This window comes from Pseudanabaena cinerea FACHB-1277, assembly GCF_014696345.1.
GTDB classification, from domain to species: domain Bacteria; phylum Cyanobacteriota; class Cyanobacteriia; order Pseudanabaenales; family Pseudanabaenaceae; genus Pseudanabaena; species Pseudanabaena cinerea.
On record NZ_JACJPY010000057.1, the window covers coordinates 1 to 19,261 of the forward strand.

Here is a 19,261-nt window from a genome sequence, read left to right on the forward strand (position 1 = left end):
ACGATCCAAATCTACACTTGCTTAATAGCGTATGTTTTATTAGAGCTAGTAGAGATACCAAAAGAGTTTGGCTGTAAGATGTTAGATAAACTGAGGTATTTACAAGCATTCATGAGTGAGAATATCAGTTATGTACATTGGTTTAGGAAGATAGTGATATTAAGCTGAAATCACGCTTTTTGCAGGAGTAGTGTGTCCACTTTTGGGATAACCTCATGTCTGATTCAACACTTCTGATTTTATATATAATTTTTTATAAATACTATCATATTAAAGATTGCAAATAATATTTGCCAGAATATTGGGTCAGCTTTATTTTGCCAATATGCGCTTCACAGAGATTAAAGAGGCGATGCCAGACTAAATTGCTCGCATCTCTATTCATCGGCGAAAAAGTCTGAGTCAATTTTTTTAACCTCATACTGGGAAATAACTGATACCCCTAGATTGTAGTCAATCATGAACTGGGTCAACTGTTCACCATCCAACAAGACAACCTTTGTATCTCTCATGTTTTTAGCATATTCATGGGCTTCTCTGGAGAAATTAGATGTAGTAATAAAAACACCCTTTTTTGCGCCTTGCCCTGCCAATGCGCCAACAAATTTTTGGATTTCAGGACGACCAACGGTTCCTTCCCATTTTTTTGCTTGGATATAAACTGCATCTAAGCCAAGTTTATCTTCTTTGATAATTCCATCAATTCCCTCATCTCCACTTCTACCGATCGCCTTTCCTGCATCTTGAATTGACCCACCGTAGCCCATCTTAACTAACAACTTTACGACAAGGCGTTCAAAGAAATCGGGTGTGCAGTCTTTTACCAGTGTTAGGAGATCTTGTGCTAAAGCTGATTTTAACTTTTGATAAACAGCATCTAAGGCTTCTTCGGGTGAAATTTGTTCAGTTAGATTGATTTGTGATGGCAGGTTGGAATTTTCATTGGTGGTATTGCCCCCACAAAATTCCAAATATTCAGGGAACTGCTTGAGAAATTTAGCATTGATTTGAGACGGCTTACGACTAATTACTTCTTTCCCTCTAGCAGTAATTTGAAAAATAGAGCGCCGAGGAGATTCTAATAATTTTGCTTTGAGTAAATGTGTTTTCGCCCAACCAACGCGATTGTCAAAGGTTAGCATTTGTCCACTAGGTAATAATTCCTTTCTATCATCTTCAGACAATTTAAAAAAATTTGCCAAATATTCCACGCTGTCTCTAAAAGAATGTTCTTTCTCGTCAGTGGTAAATTGCATTAAAGGCAGCATAATCGATTGAAAATCGGGAACTGTCATAGTAAAAAGATTAGTGATATATAAAGTTTAGATGATTAATTGCATTTTTACACTCTACACTAAAACAGTTAGTGTCATGAGTTATTCGCACTTGCTTAAATAGGTGGCAATCATTTTTCCGCGCTTTTTTGTCATAGAGTAAAGCATTGGCATACTAGCGATAGCTGAATTATCACAAAAAACTATGTCAGATTCTGATTCCGATTATTTTACTTTCACAGAAATTAAAGAGGCGACCTGAGTTTCTAGAACCTTAAATGGATAGAGATCGATCGCCCTTATTTAAAGATTTTTTAACTCAATAAATCAATCAGTTCAGCTTTAGTCTTCTTGCTATAGCCCTTAACCTTTCTATCCTTAGCCAAAGCCTTTAAAGCCGTTAAAGATAATGTCTCCAAAGATGTGTCATTGGCAATAGTTGTGTCGGGAGTAATGATTTCTGACACCTTACTAACTTTTGGTTCTGGAGCTTTAGGAGAACTCAGGTAAAAGACTTCTTTTAATGCATCAAGTTTTTTGCCTTTAGTAATTCCACACTTGAGCTTAGTCAACTCATCTAGATTTTTCCATCCTTGGCGAGGTGCTTCAGAAATACGATTTGCTGCAATGATCACCTTGAATCCTTTTAAAGCGCTATTTGGCTGTTCAGAAACATATTCCAATGCAGATTGAATCTGCTCATAGGAAGCAGTGGCAAGATTTAGCTTAGGAACTATTTCACCAGCAAGTACTTTGGTTACATATTCTGCACCTTCAATCTGATCGACAATAATGCACCAGACCTTTTCTAAACCTGCGGATTCAGCAGCAGCATAAACAAAGGCATTAGCAATTACCTCATACTCACCTCTGCCAACTTCTTTAACAATTACAGGAATCCAGTTTTTGCCGCCATGTTGAGTTAAAGTTTCAGCAACTACATCAACAAGAAATTGTGGCGCATTTGTTGGCTCAGGAACTGAGATTTCATGAGTCCACAAATACATCAATTGAATTGCATCATTAATACTGATCATTGTAAAAAATACTCCTTTGCTAATGCGTGATAATACTCTCTAGCTGTTTTATTTTGATAAACCGCAGGTATGTGCGAAAACCCTGCACTGGCGATCGCCGCAAAATTTGGCAGTGTAAAAATATGCCTGTCATTACTGGCTGGTTTCCAATACCTTCGTGGATAAAAGTATGTTGTCAAATCAAATTTATCTGATTTTCTATACTTAACAATAAGTCCATCAATAAGTTTTTCAGCAGCCTCACGTTGGGGATCGGTGATTTTTTCACCATTAAAGAAAACTGGTAAAACACGAGGGCTGCCATCTTGACGTTCTTGTTGGATTTTGGGAATTAGCTTGGCGATCGCCTGAGCCGCATTTTCGATGGAATGAATACTATTATGTTTCATGGGCATCAGCACAACATCAGAGGCATAGATAGCACTTTGGCTAAAGTACTGCCAATTAGGTGGTGAGTCAATCAGGATGTAGTCATATTTGTCACGAAATACTTCATCAATCAATTCAGCCAGTCGGCTCTTTTTGACCTGCTGTTGAACGCCAAGATAACGCCCACCATCGGACATCGCGAGTTCATCATCCGTAGGTAAAATATCAAAGCCAAATTCCTGCCCCTGTTTGTTCTTCAAAGCAAAAGTTTGGACGGCTTGGATTGGGTCAAGGCGGCGATCATCCAAGCATTTGTATAGAGTGACTTCTTTAGCAGGACGCTGTAAAGATTGGGTGAGATCCCGTTGATCTGGATCAAAATCTATCACCAAAACTTTCTTACCCAACAAATTGAGAATAGCAGCGAGATTGATCGTTGTTGTGGTTTTACCTACTCCCCCTTTGTGATTGTAAACCGCCACAACAAGAGCTTTCGATGGATTGTCAATTTTTTCTCGAATCAACTTGACTGTTGCCTCAAGATTTTCTTCATTCGTTGCCAAACATTCCGTGGCAGGAAAAACAACCTTGCCATGTTTCCGAAATAATTGCCAGTGATTACTATTTGTTATAAGTCCCCATTGGGCGCTATGACAGTTTGTCTCGATCAAATATCCATGTAACTGTCTGACCGTTGACAAATACTGAGCAGATGGAGCAGCCAAGTTAACATCTCGACTTTTTAACTCAACTAGCAGATAGGGATTTGACTTATTTTCAAGAAATATATCATCATGGGTATTATGCCTCGCCGCAAAATCAACAGGTTTACCGCCAACACGTGTTTGAAATCCTGGTACTCGCTCCCTTTGGTTAAACCCTAAAGCGTCAAAAAGTTGAGGAGCAGCAAAATTTGCACTAACAACTGCTTCTGGAGCATCTATCGGTAAATCCCGCCAAGCCTGTAATAGAGATGATTCAGTCATCTTAATAAGTTTTATATTATGTGATTCCCACAAAAATTATACTATGCTATGACATTTTTATGCTTAATTTAAATCATATAAAATTATCTATCATTTATGATTTATTTATATTTTTTTGCCTTCATCGAGATTAAAGAGGCGATCGCGCCTTTGCATAGAATCGTAGTCAACTTGCGAAAACTAAAATAAAATAATAACTAATAAAACTTGTAAAGCTGAGTCAAGTATATATGGGATGGCAAGATCGCATCACTACAGATTTATCTATCTGTCATGGTAGAGCCTGCATTAAAGGCACAAGAATCATGGTGTCAGTCATTCTTGATAACCTAGCGGCAAGAGTCAGCGAGGCAGAAATTTTGCAAAGTTATCCCACTCTCACCTCCGCAGATATTTTTGCCGCGATCAACTATGCTGCTGAGTTAGCCCGTGAGCAGATTGTATTATTGCCAGTCCCAGCAACAGCATGAAATTTAAAATAGATGAAAATCTACCCATAGAACTTGCTGACCTTTTGCAAGACGAAGGATATGATGCTTCTACAATCTATTCAGAATCTTTAAAAGGAGCAAAAGATCCGACTGTCATCGCTGTATGTCAAGACGAGCAGAGAGTTCTAGTTACGCTAGACTTGGACTTTGCTGATATTAAAACCTATCCACCACAAGACTATGCAGGAATTATCGTATTAAGACCTTACAGACAAGATAAGCCATATCTGCTTTCCTTCTTTCAAAAATTAATCCCTGCAATTAGCCAACATCCATTAAAAGGACATCTATGGATCGCGGAAGAGGGGAAAATTAGGATTAGAGAATAAACCATACAGCGATCGCCATTTATTTTCACAGAGATTAAAGAGGCGATCGCTCTTATTGGCATATAGTATATTTACACTTATTACACTTACTTCAAAAAATCAACCCATCTCAACATCAGCAATCTTTAATATGTATATGTTGAACGACCTACCAGATTCTGTCTTTGCACCTGAGCCAGACACCCTACCAATACAACGCCTAGAGGCAATGCTAGAAAAAGCATATCCCAAGCTTGTCGGTCTAGACGGTGAAGAAATCATGTTGCCAGACTCTATATATCAAGCCCTTCGCCAAGTTATTCACATGATGGCATCGGGACAAGTTATATCGTTGGTTCCTTATAACCTGCATTTGAGTACGATTCAAGCCTCTGACTTGCTCAATGTTTCCCGTCCTTACTTATATAAATTGTTAGATCAAGGCGATATCCCCTATATCAAGGTGGGTACACATCGCCGCGTCCAGTTTCAAGACTTAATGCAGTACAAAAAACAGAGAGATGCTCAACGTCATCAAGCTTTGAGTGAGCTTACTGAACTTAGTCAAGAGTTAGGATTTTATACCCCAGAGGATGACCGCTTAACTGAGGCTATTTCACCAGCGTAATGAGTTTGCCATCATCTCGATTTCCCGTAGTACTTGACTCCTGTGTGCTTTATCCGATGTATCTGAGAGATACTTTACTTCGTGCTGCCGAGGCTGGTTTGTATCGTGTGCATTGGTCACAGGAAATCTTAGATGGGGCGCTCCGAAATTTGGTGGCAAATCAAAAAATGCAGATCCAGCAAGTAAATCGGCTAGAAATACAAATTAATCGGGCTTTCCCTGATGCGATGCTCAATGTGACCGATCGCTTAATTCCTTGCATGGATAACCACGAAGGCGATCGCCATGTTTTAGCGGCGGCTTTGATTGCTAAAGCCCATGTAATTGTCACCGAAAACCTAAAGCACTTTCCCGCAGTAGTTCTGAGCCAATATCAAGTTGAAGCCCAAAGTGCCGATCAATTTTTGACCTATCTACATGATTTGTTCCCTCAAGAGATCAGGCAAGTTCTCCAGATTCAGGCAAGTGATTTAAAAAAGCCACCCATGTCGGTTACAGACTTACTCAATGTTTTAAAAACTTCTGTGCCAAATTTTGTGAGCAGGTTTAACTAAAAAACTTAGGCGATCGCCCTTTACTTTCATATAGATTTAAAGAGGCGATCGCCTTATAAATTATTACAAATCCAAAACCCGTCTTACTCCACCAATAATCGGCAAATATTACTCAAAACTTAGGCTACCCAAATATCCAATTACTCTCTGGATATCCACCGCCCTTATTTGATCGCACAAAGCAACTGATTTCTGAGGTAATCCCGCAGTTCCAGCTTGAATAATTGGATACAGTGCAGAATTTCTATCTACCCAGCCGCCGAACTGAGTAGTTAATGGGACTACCACAACAACAGGATAACGTACATTTTCCAACGGTACACCAACAATTACAGCAGGTCTTCTTCCTTCCTGTTCATGTCCTTTAGGATTGTGAGACGGCAGGTTAACAAAAACAACATCACCACACTTGAGAGGCTGACTCTTCAAAATCTCTATCCTGCTACCACTAAACCAACACCAGAAACATATTCCACAGGCTTCATACTTGGTATCCCACCTTCTCCCCAGTTATACTCAGGCAAGTCATCTACCAAATCTGCTTCTAACCAAGATTTAGACTCCATATCATTATCAACAAAATTTTCTGTCTTTGATAATTCAGTCGCCAGAAACTGAATAACCCTAAGCTTATCGGAAGGGTTTAGCTTTTGCAGATTCGGCAATAACTCAGTATAGGTCATAATTGTAAACTCAGAATAACTGCTTTATTTTATTTTACTTGCACAGAGATCAAACAGGCGATCGCGCCTAAACAATTACAGGCTCAGATTTCCGTGCTTCAGCATTGTCTTGATATCTACCGCGAACCTGCACATACTCATCCTCCAATAGAAAATCCTTCACCTTCTCATAGTCTCGCGCCGCATAAACCACTTGATAACCCTCAGTTGGGTCATAAAGCGTATAGCTTCCATCCACATCACCAACCAACATCAACACATAGGGCAGATCCGAACTAGGATCGACCCACATTTCAATAAACTTCCAACTAGATAACTTCGCTTGATTTTGTGCGTGGAATGACATGATATTCACGGGGTGTATCAGGTAAATGCTTCTGAACGTGTCTTTCTGCTAAATTAAGTCCTCTCGGTGGCTTGCGTTTGTCTCCATCCTCTAGCGACATAAATTCAAAATTTCTATCCTGCCTTTACCACTAAACCAACACCAGAAACATATTCCACAGGCTTCATACTTGGTATCCCCCTTCTCCCCAGTCAATCAGATCACCACCTCTTTTTTCTATCGAGACTTTAATGGGTGCAGATTTCAAGCAAGAGATGGCGGCGCTGAAATTGCTTGATCGATTTGAGCATGAAGATGCCACAAATCATCAGCACGATCGCTATTTGCTTGGCTATTGACAATGATTACATCCGCAAGCAGCAACTTTTCCAACTGTGGTTTTTGGCTGTTAATGCGCTGCAAAGCTTCCGACTTGGTTAAATGATTACGCTGCATCAACCTTTTTAATTGCAACTTCGGATCACAGGCGATCGCCCATATTTCGGTCACGAGGTTCTGCATCCCCGCTTCAAATAGCAAGGGAATCACCATGACCACCGTAGCGGGGGCTAGTTTTTGTGCTTCACGGGTCAAGATTGCTTGGACATAGGGATGGATCAAAGCTTCTAGCCATTTACGTTCATCGGCATTGGCAAAGACGATCGCGCCGAGTTTTTGACGATTGAGCGTGGGTTCTAAATTGCTGGAATAGTCAAAAACTTGATCGCCATAACGATCGCGTAACTGCTCTAAGCGATCGCCCGTCAACGCCTGCCTTGCATAAACATCCGCATCAAGGATCGGTAATCCATGTTTAAGATGCAAATAGTCGGATACAGTAGTTTTACCAGTGGCAATGCCCCCCGTAATGCCAATAATGCGTTGCTGCATAGACCCCTTACATCAAAAGTTGGATTAGTGAATTGGATTAGCACAAATGGATTTTACAAATATTTTGGGATTTGTGGCGGCTTTTTTGACGACAATCGCTTTTTTGCCACAGGTGCTGAAGGTTCGGCGATCGCGATCGACTAGGGATATTTCTTTGCCAATGCTGATTACATTTATTGCAGGCATCACCCTTTGGCTAATTTATGGCGTGATGGTCAAGGCAGCCCCGATTATCATCGCCAACGCCATTACCCTAATGTTGAATCTATTAATTTTACGACTCAAAATTAAACATGGTTAGCGCTGCTCTGGATGACACACCATCGGATCATTGCTGTCGCACGTATCATTAATTGCGGCAATCAACTCATACAGCCGCCCCAAATCTCGATGATTGAAATGCAGTGTCAGCCTTGGCAAATGGATAATATGTGGCTCATTCGCCTCCTTTGGCAAAGCTTGACTGCGCTCAATCTTACCTTGGGTGAGAATATCGCTAAAGTTGGTATTTAAACGCTCCAAATGCTCGTCAGCGATCGCCACATTTAAGCGCATTACCAACAGATCCCCCACCCATCGACTGGAATGATAAACCCGATAAAATGCACTAATAAACTGACAAGCCTCATTCACATCATCGGTAATCCGATAGAGGCTACGATCCTCCGATGTGATCAGCCCCCGCGCAAGCAAATTATGCTCCACAAAATGATCCCAATTGTGCCAATAATCCCCCCCCTGCCGATCCATCAAAACGATGGGGCAAGGAGTCGTGCGCCCCGTTTGGCAAAGGGTCAAACACTCAAAAAATTCATCCTGAGTGCCGAATCCACCTGGGAACAAAGCCACCGCATCACTTTCCTTGATGAAATAAAGTTTGCGTGTAAAGAAATAACGAAATCGCACTAAACGCGAAGCTTCCGACACAAAAGAATTACTCGACTGCTCAAAGGGCAGACTGATATTTAATCCAAAGGAACTCTCCCCCGCCCCTGCATTTCCCGCCGCCATAATACCGCCCCCCGCGCCCGTGATCACCATAAAGCCTTGCTTGGTAATCTGCTCCGCAAACTCATAGGTCTGTTTATATTCAGGAGCATCGCGATCGGTGCGAGCCGAGCCAAAAATACTCACCTTACGCTTAAAGCGATGGGGATAAAACATGGCGATCGCCTTCTGCATATCCTGCAACGCACCCGTCAAAATTTTCCAGTCCAAGCGCTCGGCATCCCCTTGAGCAATTTGGGCGATCGCCTCTAAAGCTGCATACACCAGTTCACCATGCTCAGTTGCCTCCAACCGCCCAAGCAACTGTTGCAAATCATGCCCTAGCTTTTCAATATCTGAAGATGAAGGAATTTTAGCCATAAGCTTAATTTTACATTTTGAGGGAGATTTTTTGCCATTGCCGCTTCGTCACGATGCCAAAAACCTGCCCTGAATTTATCTGAATTTAAAAGTTGCAGTAACTTGACACTTCATAGGATACTGAAGGAGTAACAAAAGTTAACAATAAATTAATCCTTACCTATGGCAAACATTATATTTGTAAATGAAGGCAAAGAGGCGATCGCTATGGATGGAGCGAACCTGCGCCTAAAAGCCCTCGAAAACAACATCGACATCTATAAATTTGTTGCCAAACTAACCAACTGCAACGGCTATGGGCAATGTGCCACCTGCGTTGTCGAAATCGTCGAAGGTTTAGACAATTTATCTCCCAGAACCAGCTTTGAAGAAAAGAAACTTAAAAATAAGCCCCAAAACTATCGCCTCGCTTGCCAAACCCTCGTAAATTCAGGCAATGTCAGCGTCAAAACCAAGCCTTGATTATTGTGAAATAGGGTTAAGCATTTTCCATGTGCGGTAAAACGTACTACCGTACATATCCCCAAATCAATAATTCAGTGCTAGGTTAAATTAGAATAATTGTCTATAGATCCTTTTAGGCGACAGAGAAACCCCCTATGGCGCGTGATTATTACGAAATCCTTGGAGTCGATCGCAGTACAGACAAAGAGGAAATCAAACGAGCATATCGACGTTTAGCTCGCAAATATCACCCCGATGTCAACAAAGAAGCAGGGGCTGATGAGCGTTTTAAAGAAATTAACCGTGCTTACGAAGTCCTCTCGGAGCCAGAATCTCGCGCCCGCTATGATCGCTTCGGTGAAGCGGGTGTATCTGGTGGTGGCGGCGCACCCGACATGGGCGACATGGGCGGATTTGCCGATATTTTTGAAAGCTTCTTTAGCGGATTTTCCAACACAGGGCAACAACAGACCCGCCGTCGCAGTGGCCCAACCCGTGGCGAGGATTTACGCTTTGACCTCAAATTAGAATTTCGTGAGGCAGTTTTCGGTGGCGAAAAACAGATCAAAATCTCACACCTAGAAACCTGCGGAACCTGTAGCGGCACTGGGGCAAAGCCAGGCACCAGACCACGCACCTGCGGCACTTGTGGCGGTACTGGACAGGTGCGCCGCGCTACCCGCACCCCCTTTGGCAGCTTTACGCAAGTATCTACCTGCCCTAGTTGTAATGGTACTGGTCAAGTTATTGAGGACAAGTGCGAAAGCTGTAACGGTTTAGGACTAAATCAAGTCACCAAGAAACTCAAAATTACGATTCCTGCGGGTGTCGATAGCGGCACAAGGTTACGGGTTTCCAATGAAGGCGATGCGGGGCAGCGTGGCGGCCCTGCGGGGGATCTTTATGTCTATCTGTTTGTGCAGGCTGATAATGAGTTTGAGCGCGAGGGGATTAATATCCTGTCGGAAATTCGCATTAGTTACTTGCAAGCGATCCTTGGCGACAAGATCATGCTGAATACCGTTGATGGGAAGAAGCCCCTCACCATTCCCGCAGGCACACAGCCCGATACGGTGCTGACCTTAGAAGGTCTAGGTGTGCCGAAGTTGGGCAATCCAGTGGCACGTGGGGATCATCTGATCAAGATCAAGATCGAAATTCCCACCAAGTTGGCAGCAGAGGAGCGGGAAGTGTTGGAAAAGCTCAAAGAAAAACAAAGCGGGAATGCGGCTAAAGGTGGAATTGGCGACATTTTAGGCGGTATATTTGGTAATCAAAAATAATTGCAAGTATATTTCTGAGTATGGTGGCTGAGCCGTCATACTCAAGATCTCCAAATTTTAAGAGCCGAACTTCTATGTGCATTCAAGCAGCTAAATCCATTGATCTTCGCGGTGTTCCCTGCCCGCTTAGCTTTGTCCGCGCAAAATTACATTTAGAAAAGCTAGAAACTGGGCAGTTGTTGGAAGTGCTGCTCGATGGGGGTGAACCAATTGAGCAAGTTCCCAATAGCTTGACCGCCGATGGGCATCAGGTTAAGGGCATTGAAGAGCGCGATCGCTGTTTTGCATTGACCGTCCAAAAGGCATAATGGCGGATCTAACGGGTACGGTTTTGGCAGTACAAGCCAATTTTTATCGTGTCATGTTGGATCACGGGTTTGAGGCAAGTTTAATTGATAGCAATGATCATCAATTTTTGAGTAATGAATTGCTATGTACACGCCGCGCCCGCCTCAAAAAGATCGGGCAGCAAATCTGTGTCGGCGATCGCGTCACCATCGAAGAACCTGATTGGCAGGGTCGGCGTGGCGCAATCTCAAACGTAGAGCCAAGGCTCAATCTGCTCGATCGCCCGATGGTGGCGAATGTTGATCGCATCCTCTTAGTATTTGCCCTTGCCGATCCGCCCCTCGATCCGCACCAACTTAGCCGTTTTTTGGTAAAAGCCGAAAGCATGGATACAGAGGTGCTGCTATGTCTGAATAAGCGAGACCTAGTGGATGACGTGACTTGGCAAATGTGGCGCGATCGCCTCGTGGGTTGGGGCTATGCTCCCATGGGCATTAGTACCTATACCCAAGCAGGGATCGAGCCGCTATCTCAGAAACTGCAAACAGGCGTAACCGTAGTAGCGGGGATGTCGGGGGTGGGCAAGTCCAGTTTAATTAATTTATTAGTCCCCAATCTGCAAGTGCGGGTGGGGCAAGTCTCGCAACGCCTCGGTCATGGCAAGCATACAACCCGCCATGTGGAATTATTCGCATTGCCCAAAGGTGGCTATCTCGCGGATACCCCAGGATTCATGCAGCCAAATCTGGCGATCGCCCCCCAAGATCTCGTCAATTACTTTCCCGAAGCCCGTCAAAACTTGGCTAAGGGGGAGTTATGCCAGTTTCATAATTGCCTGCATCGCCGCGATGAGCCTAACTGTGTCGTGCGGGGCGATTGGGAACGCTATGAACATTATTTGGCATATCTGGAGGAGGCGATCGCCCACCAACAAAAACTCCGTCATAGCACAACGATAGAAACCGCACTCAAAACCAAGGACAGTAGTGAGGGTAAGCGGCAGCAGGAACCAAAGCTATCTAAAAAACGCTATCGCCGCGAGTCCCGCCGCAGTGAGCATCAGTCTTTAGATATGGATGATGAGTAAAAAAGGCGTTGGCATCAAAATCTTTACAAAATATTTACAAAATATTTACGATATTTATGTTATTTATGGTTGCGGGGCAGGGGCGGTGGTTGGCGCACCATTGGTAAATTTTTCGCCAGCATTCTTGCTTTCATAGATGCAGTCAACCGTTGGTGATTTTTCCAGATCGCCAGTGAAGCCAAAGGTATTCATGCGGTCTTTGCATTGACGAATATCGGCTTCTTTGATCACATTTTTTTGCAGCAGCAAATTCCAGTTGTTGGGCAGTACCACACAACCAGGCACGGGTTCAGCTTGGCTGATAAATACATTAAAAGGATTGAGGGTGACGTAAACACGGCTACTCATCACCATTGCCGATGCACCATAGTTATTACAAAAGTCGCGACTGGGGGCAAGGTTATCTAAACGGATCGCATCAACGGTGCGCGGGGTGGGGTTGAGTGTGGATAGGGCGATGCCCACGCCGATACCAATCGCGAAGATTGCGCCAGCGATCGCCAGTTTGGTGGTTGTGCCGTTCGATTTCGGCTCGGTGGGTGGATTATTCAGGGTTGAAGAATATCTACGTCTTGCCATAGATTCGCGTAATGGTTATTTATTAGGTTAGCTGAAATTGCTCAAAATTAGTTATCGTCAAGTCCTAAAACTTTTTGAAAGCATTGCTTCGTATCAGCGCTTTGCAATGTGAATCCCTGCTTTTTCTAAAATTTCAGGAATAAGATGCTCTGCCTTAATTGCCATAATATGTACACCTTGACAAATTTGCCTTGCGGTTTGAATTTGCTCAGCCGCGATCGCGATCCCTTCTTGCAGTGGCGACTTGGCGCGAGCAAGGCGATCAATAATGTGGTCAGGAATCTGTACCCCCGGCACATACTTATTCAGGAAAAGCGCATTTTTTGCAGATTTAATCAAAAATATGCCCGCCAGAATCGGCTTATCAGATTGACTGGCAATTTGCTGCATAAATTTATCGAGCCGTTCAAAATCAGTAATCAATTGGCTCTGAAAAAACTGCGCCCCTGCATTAATTTTGCGCTCAAACCGCTTTTGCAGACCCGACCAACTAGGAGACTGAGGATCGATCGCCGCCCCCGTCCAAAAATTAGTACCCTGATGGGGCAAGCTTTTGCCATTAGCATCCAACCCCGAATTCAGCTTTTGGATTAACTGCAATAGCCGCACCGACTCATAGTCAAACACTGATCGCGCATCGGGCGCATCTCCCGCCTTTACAGGATCTCCCGTCAAAGCCAAAATGTTATTAATTCCTAGAGCCGCCGCCCCTAACAAATCTCCCTGAAGTCCAATACGGTTGCGATCGCGACAGGCTAACTGACATATGGCTTCAATACCCAAATGTTGTTGGATCAACACCGAAGCCGCCACTGGACTCATACTCATCACCGCCCGACTAGAATCGGTAACATTCACAGCATGAACTAGTCCCTTAAGCGATCGGGTTTGATGCAGCATTGGCGCAAAATCGCAGCCCTTCGGTGGGGAGACTTCCGCCGTAATCAAAAATTCTTTGTGGGCGATCGCCTGACGAAATCGGTTAAAACTAGGCTCAATCTGCTCAACTAGCGTATTTTGCTCAACTAGTTCATTCTGCTCAACCATGGGCGGCTCGATCATGCGATACAAAAATATGGAATTTAAATTGGTTTGTAGCTCACTGCATTTTAACCCATATACTCCCTTCCCACCCAAGGATTAGCCTGGTGGAGCTTTGCTAATTATTGGGTTTCAATGCCTATTTTTAGACTAGGAAGGGAATATGTTAATATCACTAAGGCAAAAATTAAGATTTTAAAGTTTGGACTCTCTCAAATGAATACAGAAGTTGCAGAAGATTTATTCATTCAAGGTTTAGAAAAATACAAGCAGGGTGAATCTGCGGCAAGTCTAATTCCTACGTTTGAAAAAGTATGCGATCGCCAGCCCAAAATAGCTAGTGGCTGGATCTGCCTATCTTGGTTATATTTGCTAGACAATAACGCCAAACTTGCCTACAAAGCTGCCCAAAAAGCCGTAAAAATTGCCCCCGAAGATCCTCAAGCCAGAATCAACTTGGCGATCGCCATGCTAGAACTGTCGCAGAAAGGTGTACGCGAACAAGTGGAGGCTGCCCAAAACTGGCTCATGATTTTAAAGGATATCAAGCCTGAAGTGGTGGAAAATTTTGAAGAAGGACTACGCCGCCGCCCTGATTGGAAGGAACTAGAAAAAATTAGAGATTGGGTCTTGAGTTAATTGCGTTCAAACGCAAATCAAAAAAAGTTCTAAGAACATTGCTTTGCAATATTTTTAGAACTTTTTTTTGCTAATTGACTGACAAATCTTAACCATAAACGGACAAGATGCCCGTTGCACATAGATTTTATCTTTGCAGCTCACAAGAGGTCTGACAAGGTTTACCAATACTGTTATCAGTCAATCAGCTTTTTTGTAGTTTATTTGATCGATATCTATCTTTAGGCTGGGAAAGAGGCAGTTTATTAATACATCAAAATTTATTACAAATTAAAGCTTGAATGTACGAAGGCGAAACACTCGGTTTTCATTGACCCCGTATAAGATCTCAACTCAGATTTTAAATATTGATTTTAAAAACATTAAGAAATATCAAGAAAAAGCTGGCTGTAACTATAGACAACTTTGTATAAATTTATACAACTTTACAATTTATAGAATTACCCTCGAAAAACTTAACAATGGATTTTTGTCAAGAGTGCTAGGCTACCTACATAACAAAAGGCATTAAATAAGTTTAAGTCAGACTTATTTGAATTTAATAATACTTATATATATCCCAAAGGAAGATAAGAACATGATTTTAGAAAACGTTAGCGTCAAGCCCGATACCCGCAACCACAAAGGCTTTTTCGTGTTAGAAGCTTCTTACAAATTGGTGAATATTGATGGCAACGGCTGGGCTTTAATCTGCATTGATGATCATGTTTGTCATTATGTTGATCCTGATGATCTAGCTATGCCCAAGGATTGGCAAGCTGCCCCCCAAACAGCAAATGCATAGGTCGTAATCGCCTCATTGGTTTGCCTTTCCTAGACAGAGTGCTTTACGCTAATTTAAAGCCTCAAAAAAAGCCTCAAAAAAGATCTTAAAAGCATTGCTTTTAAGATCTTTTTTGTATTACTTGAAGTCTTAGTTAGCTATTAGACATAGGAAAACCAGAGTACAGCCAAACTGCCCCTAAGGATTTTATCCTAAAATTTAAAACCACAGCTTCAGCTTACAAACCAACTGAACCGCAGAAATGACATTAATAAATGCCACTTCTGGAAGATTCAGTAAAAACATAAACCTGTTAATTTAGTCTAAGGAATATTTAAGAAAATTTATCTACAAACAGCCACAGCCATTTCCCTTTCTTCGGGAGGCTTCAGACTAGGAAACAGGAAGTGATTTTCTTCAACATACTGTGCTCCAAATAGTCCTTTTTCTGCCCAGAAGTATCGATCGGTTGTATGTTCGTTACGTCTCACGAGCAACAATGCGGGCGGAAGAATGTTGTGGGTGTGGATGTACTTGCGTGCAGCCGTCACTGGTTTATCTTCACCGCTATCGATACTAAATTGAGGAATATGTTCTAGGATTTTGCGCCCTTCTTGGCGACGTCTACTCTTGCGCTTACGTCTCCTTGCCAAATCGATACCTCCTAATTTAGACCCTGAAATGCGATCGGGATTACAAAAACATTGATATTATAACTAAGCTAATTAGGAAATTTCAACTTTTCTTTACAAATTTTTGTCAGATTGTCTTTTTTGATGTATTTAACGATGCTTCCAAGCGATCGCCAAGATGTTATGGGCTCAGCTTGATGGGAGTTAAATTGCTTACAATCCTTTACTTGAGCCATTCTTCAAGGCTAGTTACGAGTTTGCCTGTGATTTGGGCGGTGAGGCGATCGCGTTTTTGTTTACCTTGCCATTTCCGAAATTGCTTTTCATATTCATCGCTGTCAGATTGATATGTGACCCATGCATCTAGGGCGATCGCCAAACCCCAAAATATTAAGGGGTACAATGCCCAGCCGATGTTGCCTGATGTAAGTAGGTTGAAAGCAACTAGAAATGTGTTGATGATCGCAAATTTGAGTAAGTTGGCACGAAATGTTTTCTTTTTATAGGCATCAAATTCCGCTTTTTCTTGCTTAACACCCTGTTGTGACTGCCATTCTTGGACGGCGGCTAAAAAGTCGGTTTCGCTAACCCCCATATCCGCCGCAATTTCATAGATCTGTTGTTTGGTGAGGTTCTGCCCATTAGTACGCTTAGCAAGGGCATAGCGGAGAATTTGGTCTACCTGTTCTTCTGAGTATGTTTCCATAGAGTCAACCTCGGTAAAATTACTGACCTATTTAATACTGACCTACTTTAACAATAAGGATAGAGCAGTTTTTAATTTCACCCTAGAAATTTTGCTAAAATCCTGATTAAAATCCTGATCTAAGACAAGTCAATATCCCAAACCTCTCCTAGAGAATATAATCCACACTTTGCACAATATACCCAACTACAGGCTCAGGCATATAGTAACCCCCCGTGACTCGCGCATCTTTGGATCATATTCCGCATATTTTGCCCTATTGTCGGGAGGCAGGAGTCATGATTTTGCTCAAAAGGGGGAAGCAAAAATACGGCAACTTTACCTTCCTGTATAATTTAGATCAAAAACCTATGGCTAATTGGCAATGTATTAGTAACTGTGGCGCTTGCTGCTATCTTGAACCAAGCGATCGCCCAGATCTAGAGGAATATTTAATACCGCAGGATTTGCAAACCTATTTGAGTATGGTGGGTAGCGATGGTTGGTGTATCTATTTTGATCGCCTAAAGCGGCAATGTTCGATTTATGAGCAGCGTCCTCGCTTTTGTCGAGTGCAAGCAGATACTTTTTTTGAAATGTTTGGCGTAGAACCTGAAGAACTTAATGACTTTGCGATCGCCTGTTGTGAAGAACAAATTGAATCAATTTATGGCGATCGTTCCTTAGAATTATTACGTTTTGAGCAAGCAATTAATCAGCAAGGATCTCTGGATTAACAAATTGATGCTGAAAGAGCCATTCATTTACAGATTGGATAAATAGCGAAGATTGCCATGATTTATGGGGGACTAAGTTGACGGCGCGAATACTAATCAAATCGCCATGATCATCATGCTGCACCGCATATCCATACCTTGGCAATTCTTCTAAACCAATCGCCAATACCCTCGGATGATCGATGCCCAGCTTGGCGGCTAAGCGCGATCGCGGGACAGATTCTCCAGTGCGACTGAGATATTTGGCAATTCCCAAGAGCGTTCTCCATGTTTCATGGGCTTTGGCGGTAGTGGAATCTAAGCGCAGCTTTGATGGGGCGATCGCACTGACCGCTTGAGGCTTTGGGGTGACAATATCATAAATCTGAGACTCCGCGCTCCTATGCACATCCATTAATCGCACATGATAGAAGTCATCGCGTGCATTATAAATTAGTTCCACTACCAGATCACATTCCCCTTCCGTATCAGGCAATTCATAGGCATAATGCCCCCACCAATCCCCTGTGATTTGATTGCCTTGGCGATCGCCTAATGTAAAATCAGTTTTGAGATATTCAATTTTCTGTCCTTTAGAGCCTCTAATCTTTTTGTGGGACTTCCGTATAAATCGACAGTTCCGCAGTAATAATTTGGGGCTAGGGTTCCCCATGCCAAAGGGTTCTAATTGTTTAAATTGATTAAATAACTCACGGTTTAAGTCTGGAATCGTTACTTCTAAATCAATGGCGATCGTTCGCATCTGCAACTGCCCATATTGACTCCAAAAGCGCTGATCCAATGCCTCCGTTAATAGCCGTAGATTCTCAAATTTAAAACTCAATCCACCCGCCAAAGGATGTCCGCCAAAGCCTAATAATAGATGCTCCTGACCCTTGAGCAGTTCATAGAGGTTAATTCCTGAAAGCGATCGCGCACTGCCCCTAGCAATGCCATCCTCAAGGGTACTAAGAATCGTAGGGCGACCATATTCTGCCACCACTTGACCCGCCACCAACCCCAAAACCCCCACCGACCATTGAGCATCTACCAGCACAATAATTCCTGTGGTGGATAGATCCAATTGAGCAATTTTGGCTTGCACTTGCTTGAAAACAAGGCGTTGCAATGCCTTCCGCTCGGTATTGGCAATTTCCGTTTGAGCAACTAACTGTTTGGCTAAATTAGGATCATCGGTGGTCAGCAGTTCCACGCATTTCCGCACATCACCCCAAATGCGGCTCACAGCATTCAGGCGTGGCGCGATGCCAAAGCTAATATCAATGGGGCGATCGCCTGCTTGTTTGCATTGTTCTAGCAATAATTTCACGCCTAACCTCTGTTTTTGGCGCAATCGCTCAATGCCACGCTGTGCCAAATAGCGACAGTCATCCTTGAGATTGACCAAATCCGCCACCAAGCCGATCGCTACCAAATCCAATAGTTTTTCTAAGGAATCCCGATCGCGTTCTGGAAATTGATCATAGAGCGCTTCCATTAACTTATAGGCAACCGCCACCCCCGACAAATGGAATAAGGGATGCTCTTCAGGCAGATAGCGCGGATTCACAATCGCTGCCACAGGGGGGCGCAAATCAGGCAAGGTATGGTGATCGGTAACGATCACATCAATTCCCAATTCATTGGCATAGTTAATTGCCTCTAAACTCGTACTCCCATTATCGCAACTGATAATCAAATCAAGATTTCGATCCTGTTGCTGTAATTGCGATCGCAGTTGGTCAATGCCCTTAACAGAAATGCCGTGAGATTCCTTAAGGCGATCGGGAATATAAAAAAATAGGCGATCGCCCCTTACCAAAAAATGTCCCAGCCCTTCCCACAATACCGCCGTTGCCGTAATGCCATCGGCATCAAAGTCTCCCCAAATAGCGATGGTTTGCCCTGCTTGCAATGCCAATTTGATCCTCGCGATCGCCTGCGGCATCTCTGGCAAAGCCGCCGCCGCCGTTGGTTGATAGGCTGCCGCCGATAAGAAAGCCGCCACCCGATCAGGTTCGACAATACCACGCTGACAGAGCAGCAATGCTGCAAAATTGCCCACCTGTTGCTGCAACCAATCTGGCGGCTGGATCGGTTCTGGCATCTGCCAAGTTGTTGTCACCATATGCCTCTCTCCCAACCAATGATATGGGGCAAAGCCCCACATCACTTATAGCGGTTTTCAAA

The 19,261-nt window shown here is 43.2% G+C and carries 25 protein-coding genes and 1 pseudogene; 13 read left to right on the forward strand and 13 right to left on the reverse strand.

The genetic code is table 11. From position 1 onward, the window contains the following. Window positions 1–168, forward strand: a pseudogene (locus H6F44_RS23250) (IS4 family transposase); the annotation flags it as partial. A gap of 209 nt (window positions 169–377) precedes the next feature. On the opposite strand, the gene H6F44_RS15610 reads toward H6F44_RS23250, so the two are convergent. The 3 genes from H6F44_RS15610 to H6F44_RS15620 all read right to left on the reverse strand — a co-directional run bounded on the left by H6F44_RS15610 (window position 378) and on the right by H6F44_RS15620 (window position 3,666). After that, window positions 378–1,295, reverse strand: coding sequence for a restriction endonuclease (locus H6F44_RS15610; RefSeq protein WP_190351957.1), 918 nt, complete (start codon window positions 1,293–1,295; stop codon window positions 378–380). Window positions 1,296–1,588: 293 nt separating this feature from the next. After that, the gene (locus tag H6F44_RS15615; RefSeq protein ID WP_190351958.1) at window positions 1,589–2,311 is read right to left on the reverse strand and encodes a ParB N-terminal domain-containing protein; all 723 of its coding nucleotides are present in this window, start codon (window positions 2,309–2,311) and stop codon (window positions 1,589–1,591) included. Beyond that, on the reverse strand, window positions 2,308–3,666 hold the full coding sequence (locus tag H6F44_RS15620) for a ParA family protein (protein ID WP_190351959.1): 1,359 nt from the start codon (window positions 3,664–3,666) through the stop codon (window positions 2,308–2,310). Before H6F44_RS15620 ends, H6F44_RS15615 begins: the two co-directional genes overlap by 4 nt. A 230-nt stretch (window positions 3,667–3,896) precedes the next feature. Here H6F44_RS15620 and H6F44_RS15625 point away from each other — a divergent pair, with 230 nt between their 5' ends. The 4 genes from H6F44_RS15625 (at window position 3,897) to H6F44_RS15640 (ending at window position 5,647) form a co-directional block, all read left to right on the forward strand. Next, on the forward strand, window positions 3,897–4,136 hold the full coding sequence (locus H6F44_RS15625; RefSeq protein WP_190351960.1) for a DUF433 domain-containing protein: 240 nt from the start codon (window positions 3,897–3,899) through the stop codon (window positions 4,134–4,136). Then, window positions 4,133–4,486 (forward strand): DUF5615 family PIN-like protein, encoded by a 354-nt coding sequence (locus H6F44_RS15630; RefSeq protein WP_190351961.1) that lies wholly within the window; start codon window positions 4,133–4,135, stop codon window positions 4,484–4,486. Before H6F44_RS15625 ends, H6F44_RS15630 begins: the two co-directional genes overlap by 4 nt. A 136-nt stretch (window positions 4,487–4,622) precedes the next feature. Beyond that, window positions 4,623–5,093: a helix-turn-helix domain-containing protein gene (locus H6F44_RS15635; RefSeq protein WP_190351962.1), complete on the forward strand. Its 471-nt coding sequence runs from the start codon at window positions 4,623–4,625 to the stop codon at window positions 5,091–5,093. Beyond that, complete coding sequence (locus tag H6F44_RS15640; RefSeq protein WP_190351963.1) at window positions 5,093–5,647, forward strand: PIN domain-containing protein; 555 nt, start codon at window positions 5,093–5,095, stop codon at window positions 5,645–5,647. Before H6F44_RS15635 ends, H6F44_RS15640 begins: the two co-directional genes overlap by 1 nt. Window positions 5,648–5,755: 108 nt before the next feature. On the opposite strand, the gene H6F44_RS15645 is transcribed toward H6F44_RS15640, so the two are convergent. The 4 genes from H6F44_RS15645 to coaE form a co-directional block, all read right to left on the reverse strand. Next, window positions 5,756–6,076, reverse strand: coding sequence for a type II toxin-antitoxin system PemK/MazF family toxin (locus H6F44_RS15645; protein WP_190351964.1), 321 nt, complete (start codon window positions 6,074–6,076; stop codon window positions 5,756–5,758). Between the two features lie 5 nt (window positions 6,077–6,081). Next, window positions 6,082–6,330: a hypothetical protein gene (locus tag H6F44_RS15650; protein WP_190351965.1), complete on the reverse strand. Its 249-nt coding sequence runs from the start codon at window positions 6,328–6,330 to the stop codon at window positions 6,082–6,084. 67 nt (window positions 6,331–6,397) lie between these two features. Then, window positions 6,398–6,676: a single stranded DNA-binding domain-containing protein gene (locus tag H6F44_RS15655; protein WP_190351966.1), complete on the reverse strand. Its 279-nt coding sequence runs from the start codon at window positions 6,674–6,676 to the stop codon at window positions 6,398–6,400. A gap of 243 nt (window positions 6,677–6,919) precedes the next feature. Then, window positions 6,920–7,546, reverse strand: a complete 627-nt coding sequence (coaE, locus tag H6F44_RS15660; RefSeq protein ID WP_190351967.1) for a dephospho-CoA kinase — start codon at window positions 7,544–7,546, stop codon at window positions 6,920–6,922. A gap of 46 nt (window positions 7,547–7,592) precedes the next feature. Here coaE and H6F44_RS15665 point away from each other — a divergent pair, with 46 nt between their 5' ends. Next, window positions 7,593–7,847, forward strand: coding sequence for a SemiSWEET family sugar transporter (locus H6F44_RS15665; protein WP_190351968.1), 255 nt, complete (start codon window positions 7,593–7,595; stop codon window positions 7,845–7,847). Here H6F44_RS15665 and H6F44_RS15670 read toward each other — a convergent pair. Then, a complete protein-coding gene (locus H6F44_RS15670) occupies window positions 7,844–8,914 on the reverse strand; it encodes an LOG family protein (RefSeq protein ID WP_190351969.1) in 1,071 nt (356 codons plus the stop codon). The genes H6F44_RS15665 and H6F44_RS15670 overlap by 4 nt on opposite strands. 162 nt (window positions 8,915–9,076) lie before the next feature. Between H6F44_RS15670 and H6F44_RS15675 the strand changes: the two genes are divergently transcribed. The 4 genes from H6F44_RS15675 to rsgA all read left to right on the forward strand — a co-directional run bounded on the left by H6F44_RS15675 (window position 9,077) and on the right by rsgA (window position 12,016). Beyond that, window positions 9,077–9,376, forward strand: a complete 300-nt coding sequence (locus H6F44_RS15675; protein WP_190351970.1) for a 2Fe-2S iron-sulfur cluster-binding protein — start codon at window positions 9,077–9,079, stop codon at window positions 9,374–9,376. 137 nt (window positions 9,377–9,513) lie between these two features. Further along, the gene (gene dnaJ / locus H6F44_RS15680) at window positions 9,514–10,641 is read left to right on the forward strand and encodes a molecular chaperone DnaJ (protein WP_190351971.1); all 1,128 of its coding nucleotides are present in this window, start codon (window positions 9,514–9,516) and stop codon (window positions 10,639–10,641) included. 74 nt (window positions 10,642–10,715) lie between these two features. Beyond that, window positions 10,716–10,949, forward strand: coding sequence for a sulfurtransferase TusA family protein (locus H6F44_RS15685; RefSeq protein ID WP_190351972.1), 234 nt, complete (start codon window positions 10,716–10,718; stop codon window positions 10,947–10,949). Further along, the gene (rsgA, locus tag H6F44_RS15690) at window positions 10,949–12,016 is read left to right on the forward strand and encodes a small ribosomal subunit biogenesis GTPase RsgA (protein ID WP_190351973.1); all 1,068 of its coding nucleotides are present in this window, start codon (window positions 10,949–10,951) and stop codon (window positions 12,014–12,016) included. Before H6F44_RS15685 ends, rsgA begins: the two co-directional genes overlap by 1 nt. Window positions 12,017–12,079: 63 nt before the next feature. Here rsgA and H6F44_RS15695 read toward each other — a convergent pair whose 3' ends face one another. Together H6F44_RS15695 and H6F44_RS15700 are read right to left on the reverse strand one after the other, a co-directional pair. Further along, window positions 12,080–12,595 (reverse strand): DUF3172 domain-containing protein, encoded by a 516-nt coding sequence (locus tag H6F44_RS15695; protein ID WP_190351974.1) that lies wholly within the window; start codon window positions 12,593–12,595, stop codon window positions 12,080–12,082. A 93-nt stretch (window positions 12,596–12,688) separates the two neighbouring features. Then, window positions 12,689–13,642, reverse strand: coding sequence for a methylenetetrahydrofolate reductase (locus tag H6F44_RS15700; RefSeq protein WP_190351989.1), 954 nt, complete (start codon window positions 13,640–13,642; stop codon window positions 12,689–12,691). 210 nt (window positions 13,643–13,852) lie between these two features. Between H6F44_RS15700 and H6F44_RS15705 the strand changes: the two genes are divergently transcribed. Both H6F44_RS15705 and H6F44_RS15710 read left to right on the forward strand, forming a co-directional pair. Further along, on the forward strand, window positions 13,853–14,275 hold the full coding sequence (locus tag H6F44_RS15705; RefSeq protein WP_190351975.1) for a tetratricopeptide repeat protein: 423 nt from the start codon (window positions 13,853–13,855) through the stop codon (window positions 14,273–14,275). Between the two features lie 577 nt (window positions 14,276–14,852). Further along, window positions 14,853–15,059: a hypothetical protein gene (locus tag H6F44_RS15710; protein WP_190351976.1), complete on the forward strand. Its 207-nt coding sequence runs from the start codon at window positions 14,853–14,855 to the stop codon at window positions 15,057–15,059. A 323-nt stretch (window positions 15,060–15,382) separates the two neighbouring features. On the opposite strand, the gene H6F44_RS15715 is transcribed toward H6F44_RS15710, so the two are convergent. Next, window positions 15,383–15,691, reverse strand: coding sequence for a DUF3155 domain-containing protein (locus tag H6F44_RS15715; protein WP_190351977.1), 309 nt, complete (start codon window positions 15,689–15,691; stop codon window positions 15,383–15,385). A 202-nt stretch (window positions 15,692–15,893) separates the two neighbouring features. Further along, a complete protein-coding gene (locus H6F44_RS15720) occupies window positions 15,894–16,376 on the reverse strand; it encodes a 2TM domain-containing protein (RefSeq protein ID WP_190351978.1) in 483 nt (160 codons plus the stop codon). A gap of 350 nt (window positions 16,377–16,726) precedes the next feature. Here H6F44_RS15720 and H6F44_RS15725 point away from each other — a divergent pair, with 350 nt between their 5' ends. Further along, window positions 16,727–17,092, forward strand: a complete 366-nt coding sequence (locus H6F44_RS15725) for a YkgJ family cysteine cluster protein (protein WP_190351990.1) — start codon at window positions 16,727–16,729, stop codon at window positions 17,090–17,092. Here H6F44_RS15725 and recJ read toward each other — a convergent pair. Further along, window positions 17,067–19,199: a single-stranded-DNA-specific exonuclease RecJ gene (recJ, locus tag H6F44_RS15730; RefSeq protein ID WP_190351979.1), complete on the reverse strand. Its 2,133-nt coding sequence runs from the start codon at window positions 19,197–19,199 to the stop codon at window positions 17,067–17,069. The genes H6F44_RS15725 and recJ overlap by 26 nt on opposite strands. Between the last annotated feature and the right edge of the window lie 62 nt (window positions 19,200–19,261).

Bases quoted from the DNA above. Each gene is read 5' to 3' on its own strand.
- H6F44_RS15610 (WP_190351957.1), bottom strand. From the start codon at position 1,295: ATGACAGTTCCCGATTTTCAATCGATTATGCTGCCTTTAATGCAATTT.
- H6F44_RS15615 (WP_190351958.1), bottom strand. From the start codon at position 2,311: ATGATCAGTATTAATGATGCAATTCAATTGATGTATTTGTGGACTCAT.
- H6F44_RS15620 (WP_190351959.1), bottom strand. From the start codon at position 3,666: ATGACTGAATCATCTCTATTACAGGCTTGGCGGGATTTACCGATAGAT.
- H6F44_RS15625 (WP_190351960.1), top strand. From the start codon at position 3,897: ATGGGATGGCAAGATCGCATCACTACAGATTTATCTATCTGTCATGGT.
- H6F44_RS15630 (WP_190351961.1), top strand. From the start codon at position 4,133: ATGAAATTTAAAATAGATGAAAATCTACCCATAGAACTTGCTGACCTT.
- H6F44_RS15635 (WP_190351962.1), top strand. From the start codon at position 4,623: ATGTTGAACGACCTACCAGATTCTGTCTTTGCACCTGAGCCAGACACC.
- H6F44_RS15640 (WP_190351963.1), top strand. From the start codon at position 5,093: ATGAGTTTGCCATCATCTCGATTTCCCGTAGTACTTGACTCCTGTGTG.
- H6F44_RS15650 (WP_190351965.1), bottom strand. From the start codon at position 6,330: ATGACCTATACTGAGTTATTGCCGAATCTGCAAAAGCTAAACCCTTCC.
- H6F44_RS15655 (WP_190351966.1), bottom strand. From the start codon at position 6,676: ATGTCATTCCACGCACAAAATCAAGCGAAGTTATCTAGTTGGAAGTTT.
- coaE (WP_190351967.1), bottom strand. From the start codon at position 7,546: ATGCAGCAACGCATTATTGGCATTACGGGGGGCATTGCCACTGGTAAA.
- H6F44_RS15665 (WP_190351968.1), top strand. From the start codon at position 7,593: ATGGATTTTACAAATATTTTGGGATTTGTGGCGGCTTTTTTGACGACA.
- H6F44_RS15670 (WP_190351969.1), bottom strand. From the start codon at position 8,914: ATGGCTAAAATTCCTTCATCTTCAGATATTGAAAAGCTAGGGCATGAT.
- H6F44_RS15675 (WP_190351970.1), top strand. From the start codon at position 9,077: ATGGCAAACATTATATTTGTAAATGAAGGCAAAGAGGCGATCGCTATG.
- dnaJ (WP_190351971.1), top strand. From the start codon at position 9,514: ATGGCGCGTGATTATTACGAAATCCTTGGAGTCGATCGCAGTACAGAC.
- H6F44_RS15685 (WP_190351972.1), top strand. From the start codon at position 10,716: ATGTGCATTCAAGCAGCTAAATCCATTGATCTTCGCGGTGTTCCCTGC.
- rsgA (WP_190351973.1), top strand. From the start codon at position 10,949: ATGGCGGATCTAACGGGTACGGTTTTGGCAGTACAAGCCAATTTTTAT.
- H6F44_RS15695 (WP_190351974.1), bottom strand. From the start codon at position 12,595: ATGGCAAGACGTAGATATTCTTCAACCCTGAATAATCCACCCACCGAG.
- H6F44_RS15700 (WP_190351989.1), bottom strand. From the start codon at position 13,642: ATGGTTGAGCAGAATGAACTAGTTGAGCAAAATACGCTAGTTGAGCAG.
- H6F44_RS15705 (WP_190351975.1), top strand. From the start codon at position 13,853: ATGAATACAGAAGTTGCAGAAGATTTATTCATTCAAGGTTTAGAAAAA.
- H6F44_RS15710 (WP_190351976.1), top strand. From the start codon at position 14,853: ATGATTTTAGAAAACGTTAGCGTCAAGCCCGATACCCGCAACCACAAA.
- H6F44_RS15720 (WP_190351978.1), bottom strand. From the start codon at position 16,376: ATGGAAACATACTCAGAAGAACAGGTAGACCAAATTCTCCGCTATGCC.
- H6F44_RS15725 (WP_190351990.1), top strand. From the start codon at position 16,727: ATGGCTAATTGGCAATGTATTAGTAACTGTGGCGCTTGCTGCTATCTT.
- recJ (WP_190351979.1), bottom strand. From the start codon at position 19,199: ATGGTGACAACAACTTGGCAGATGCCAGAACCGATCCAGCCGCCAGAT.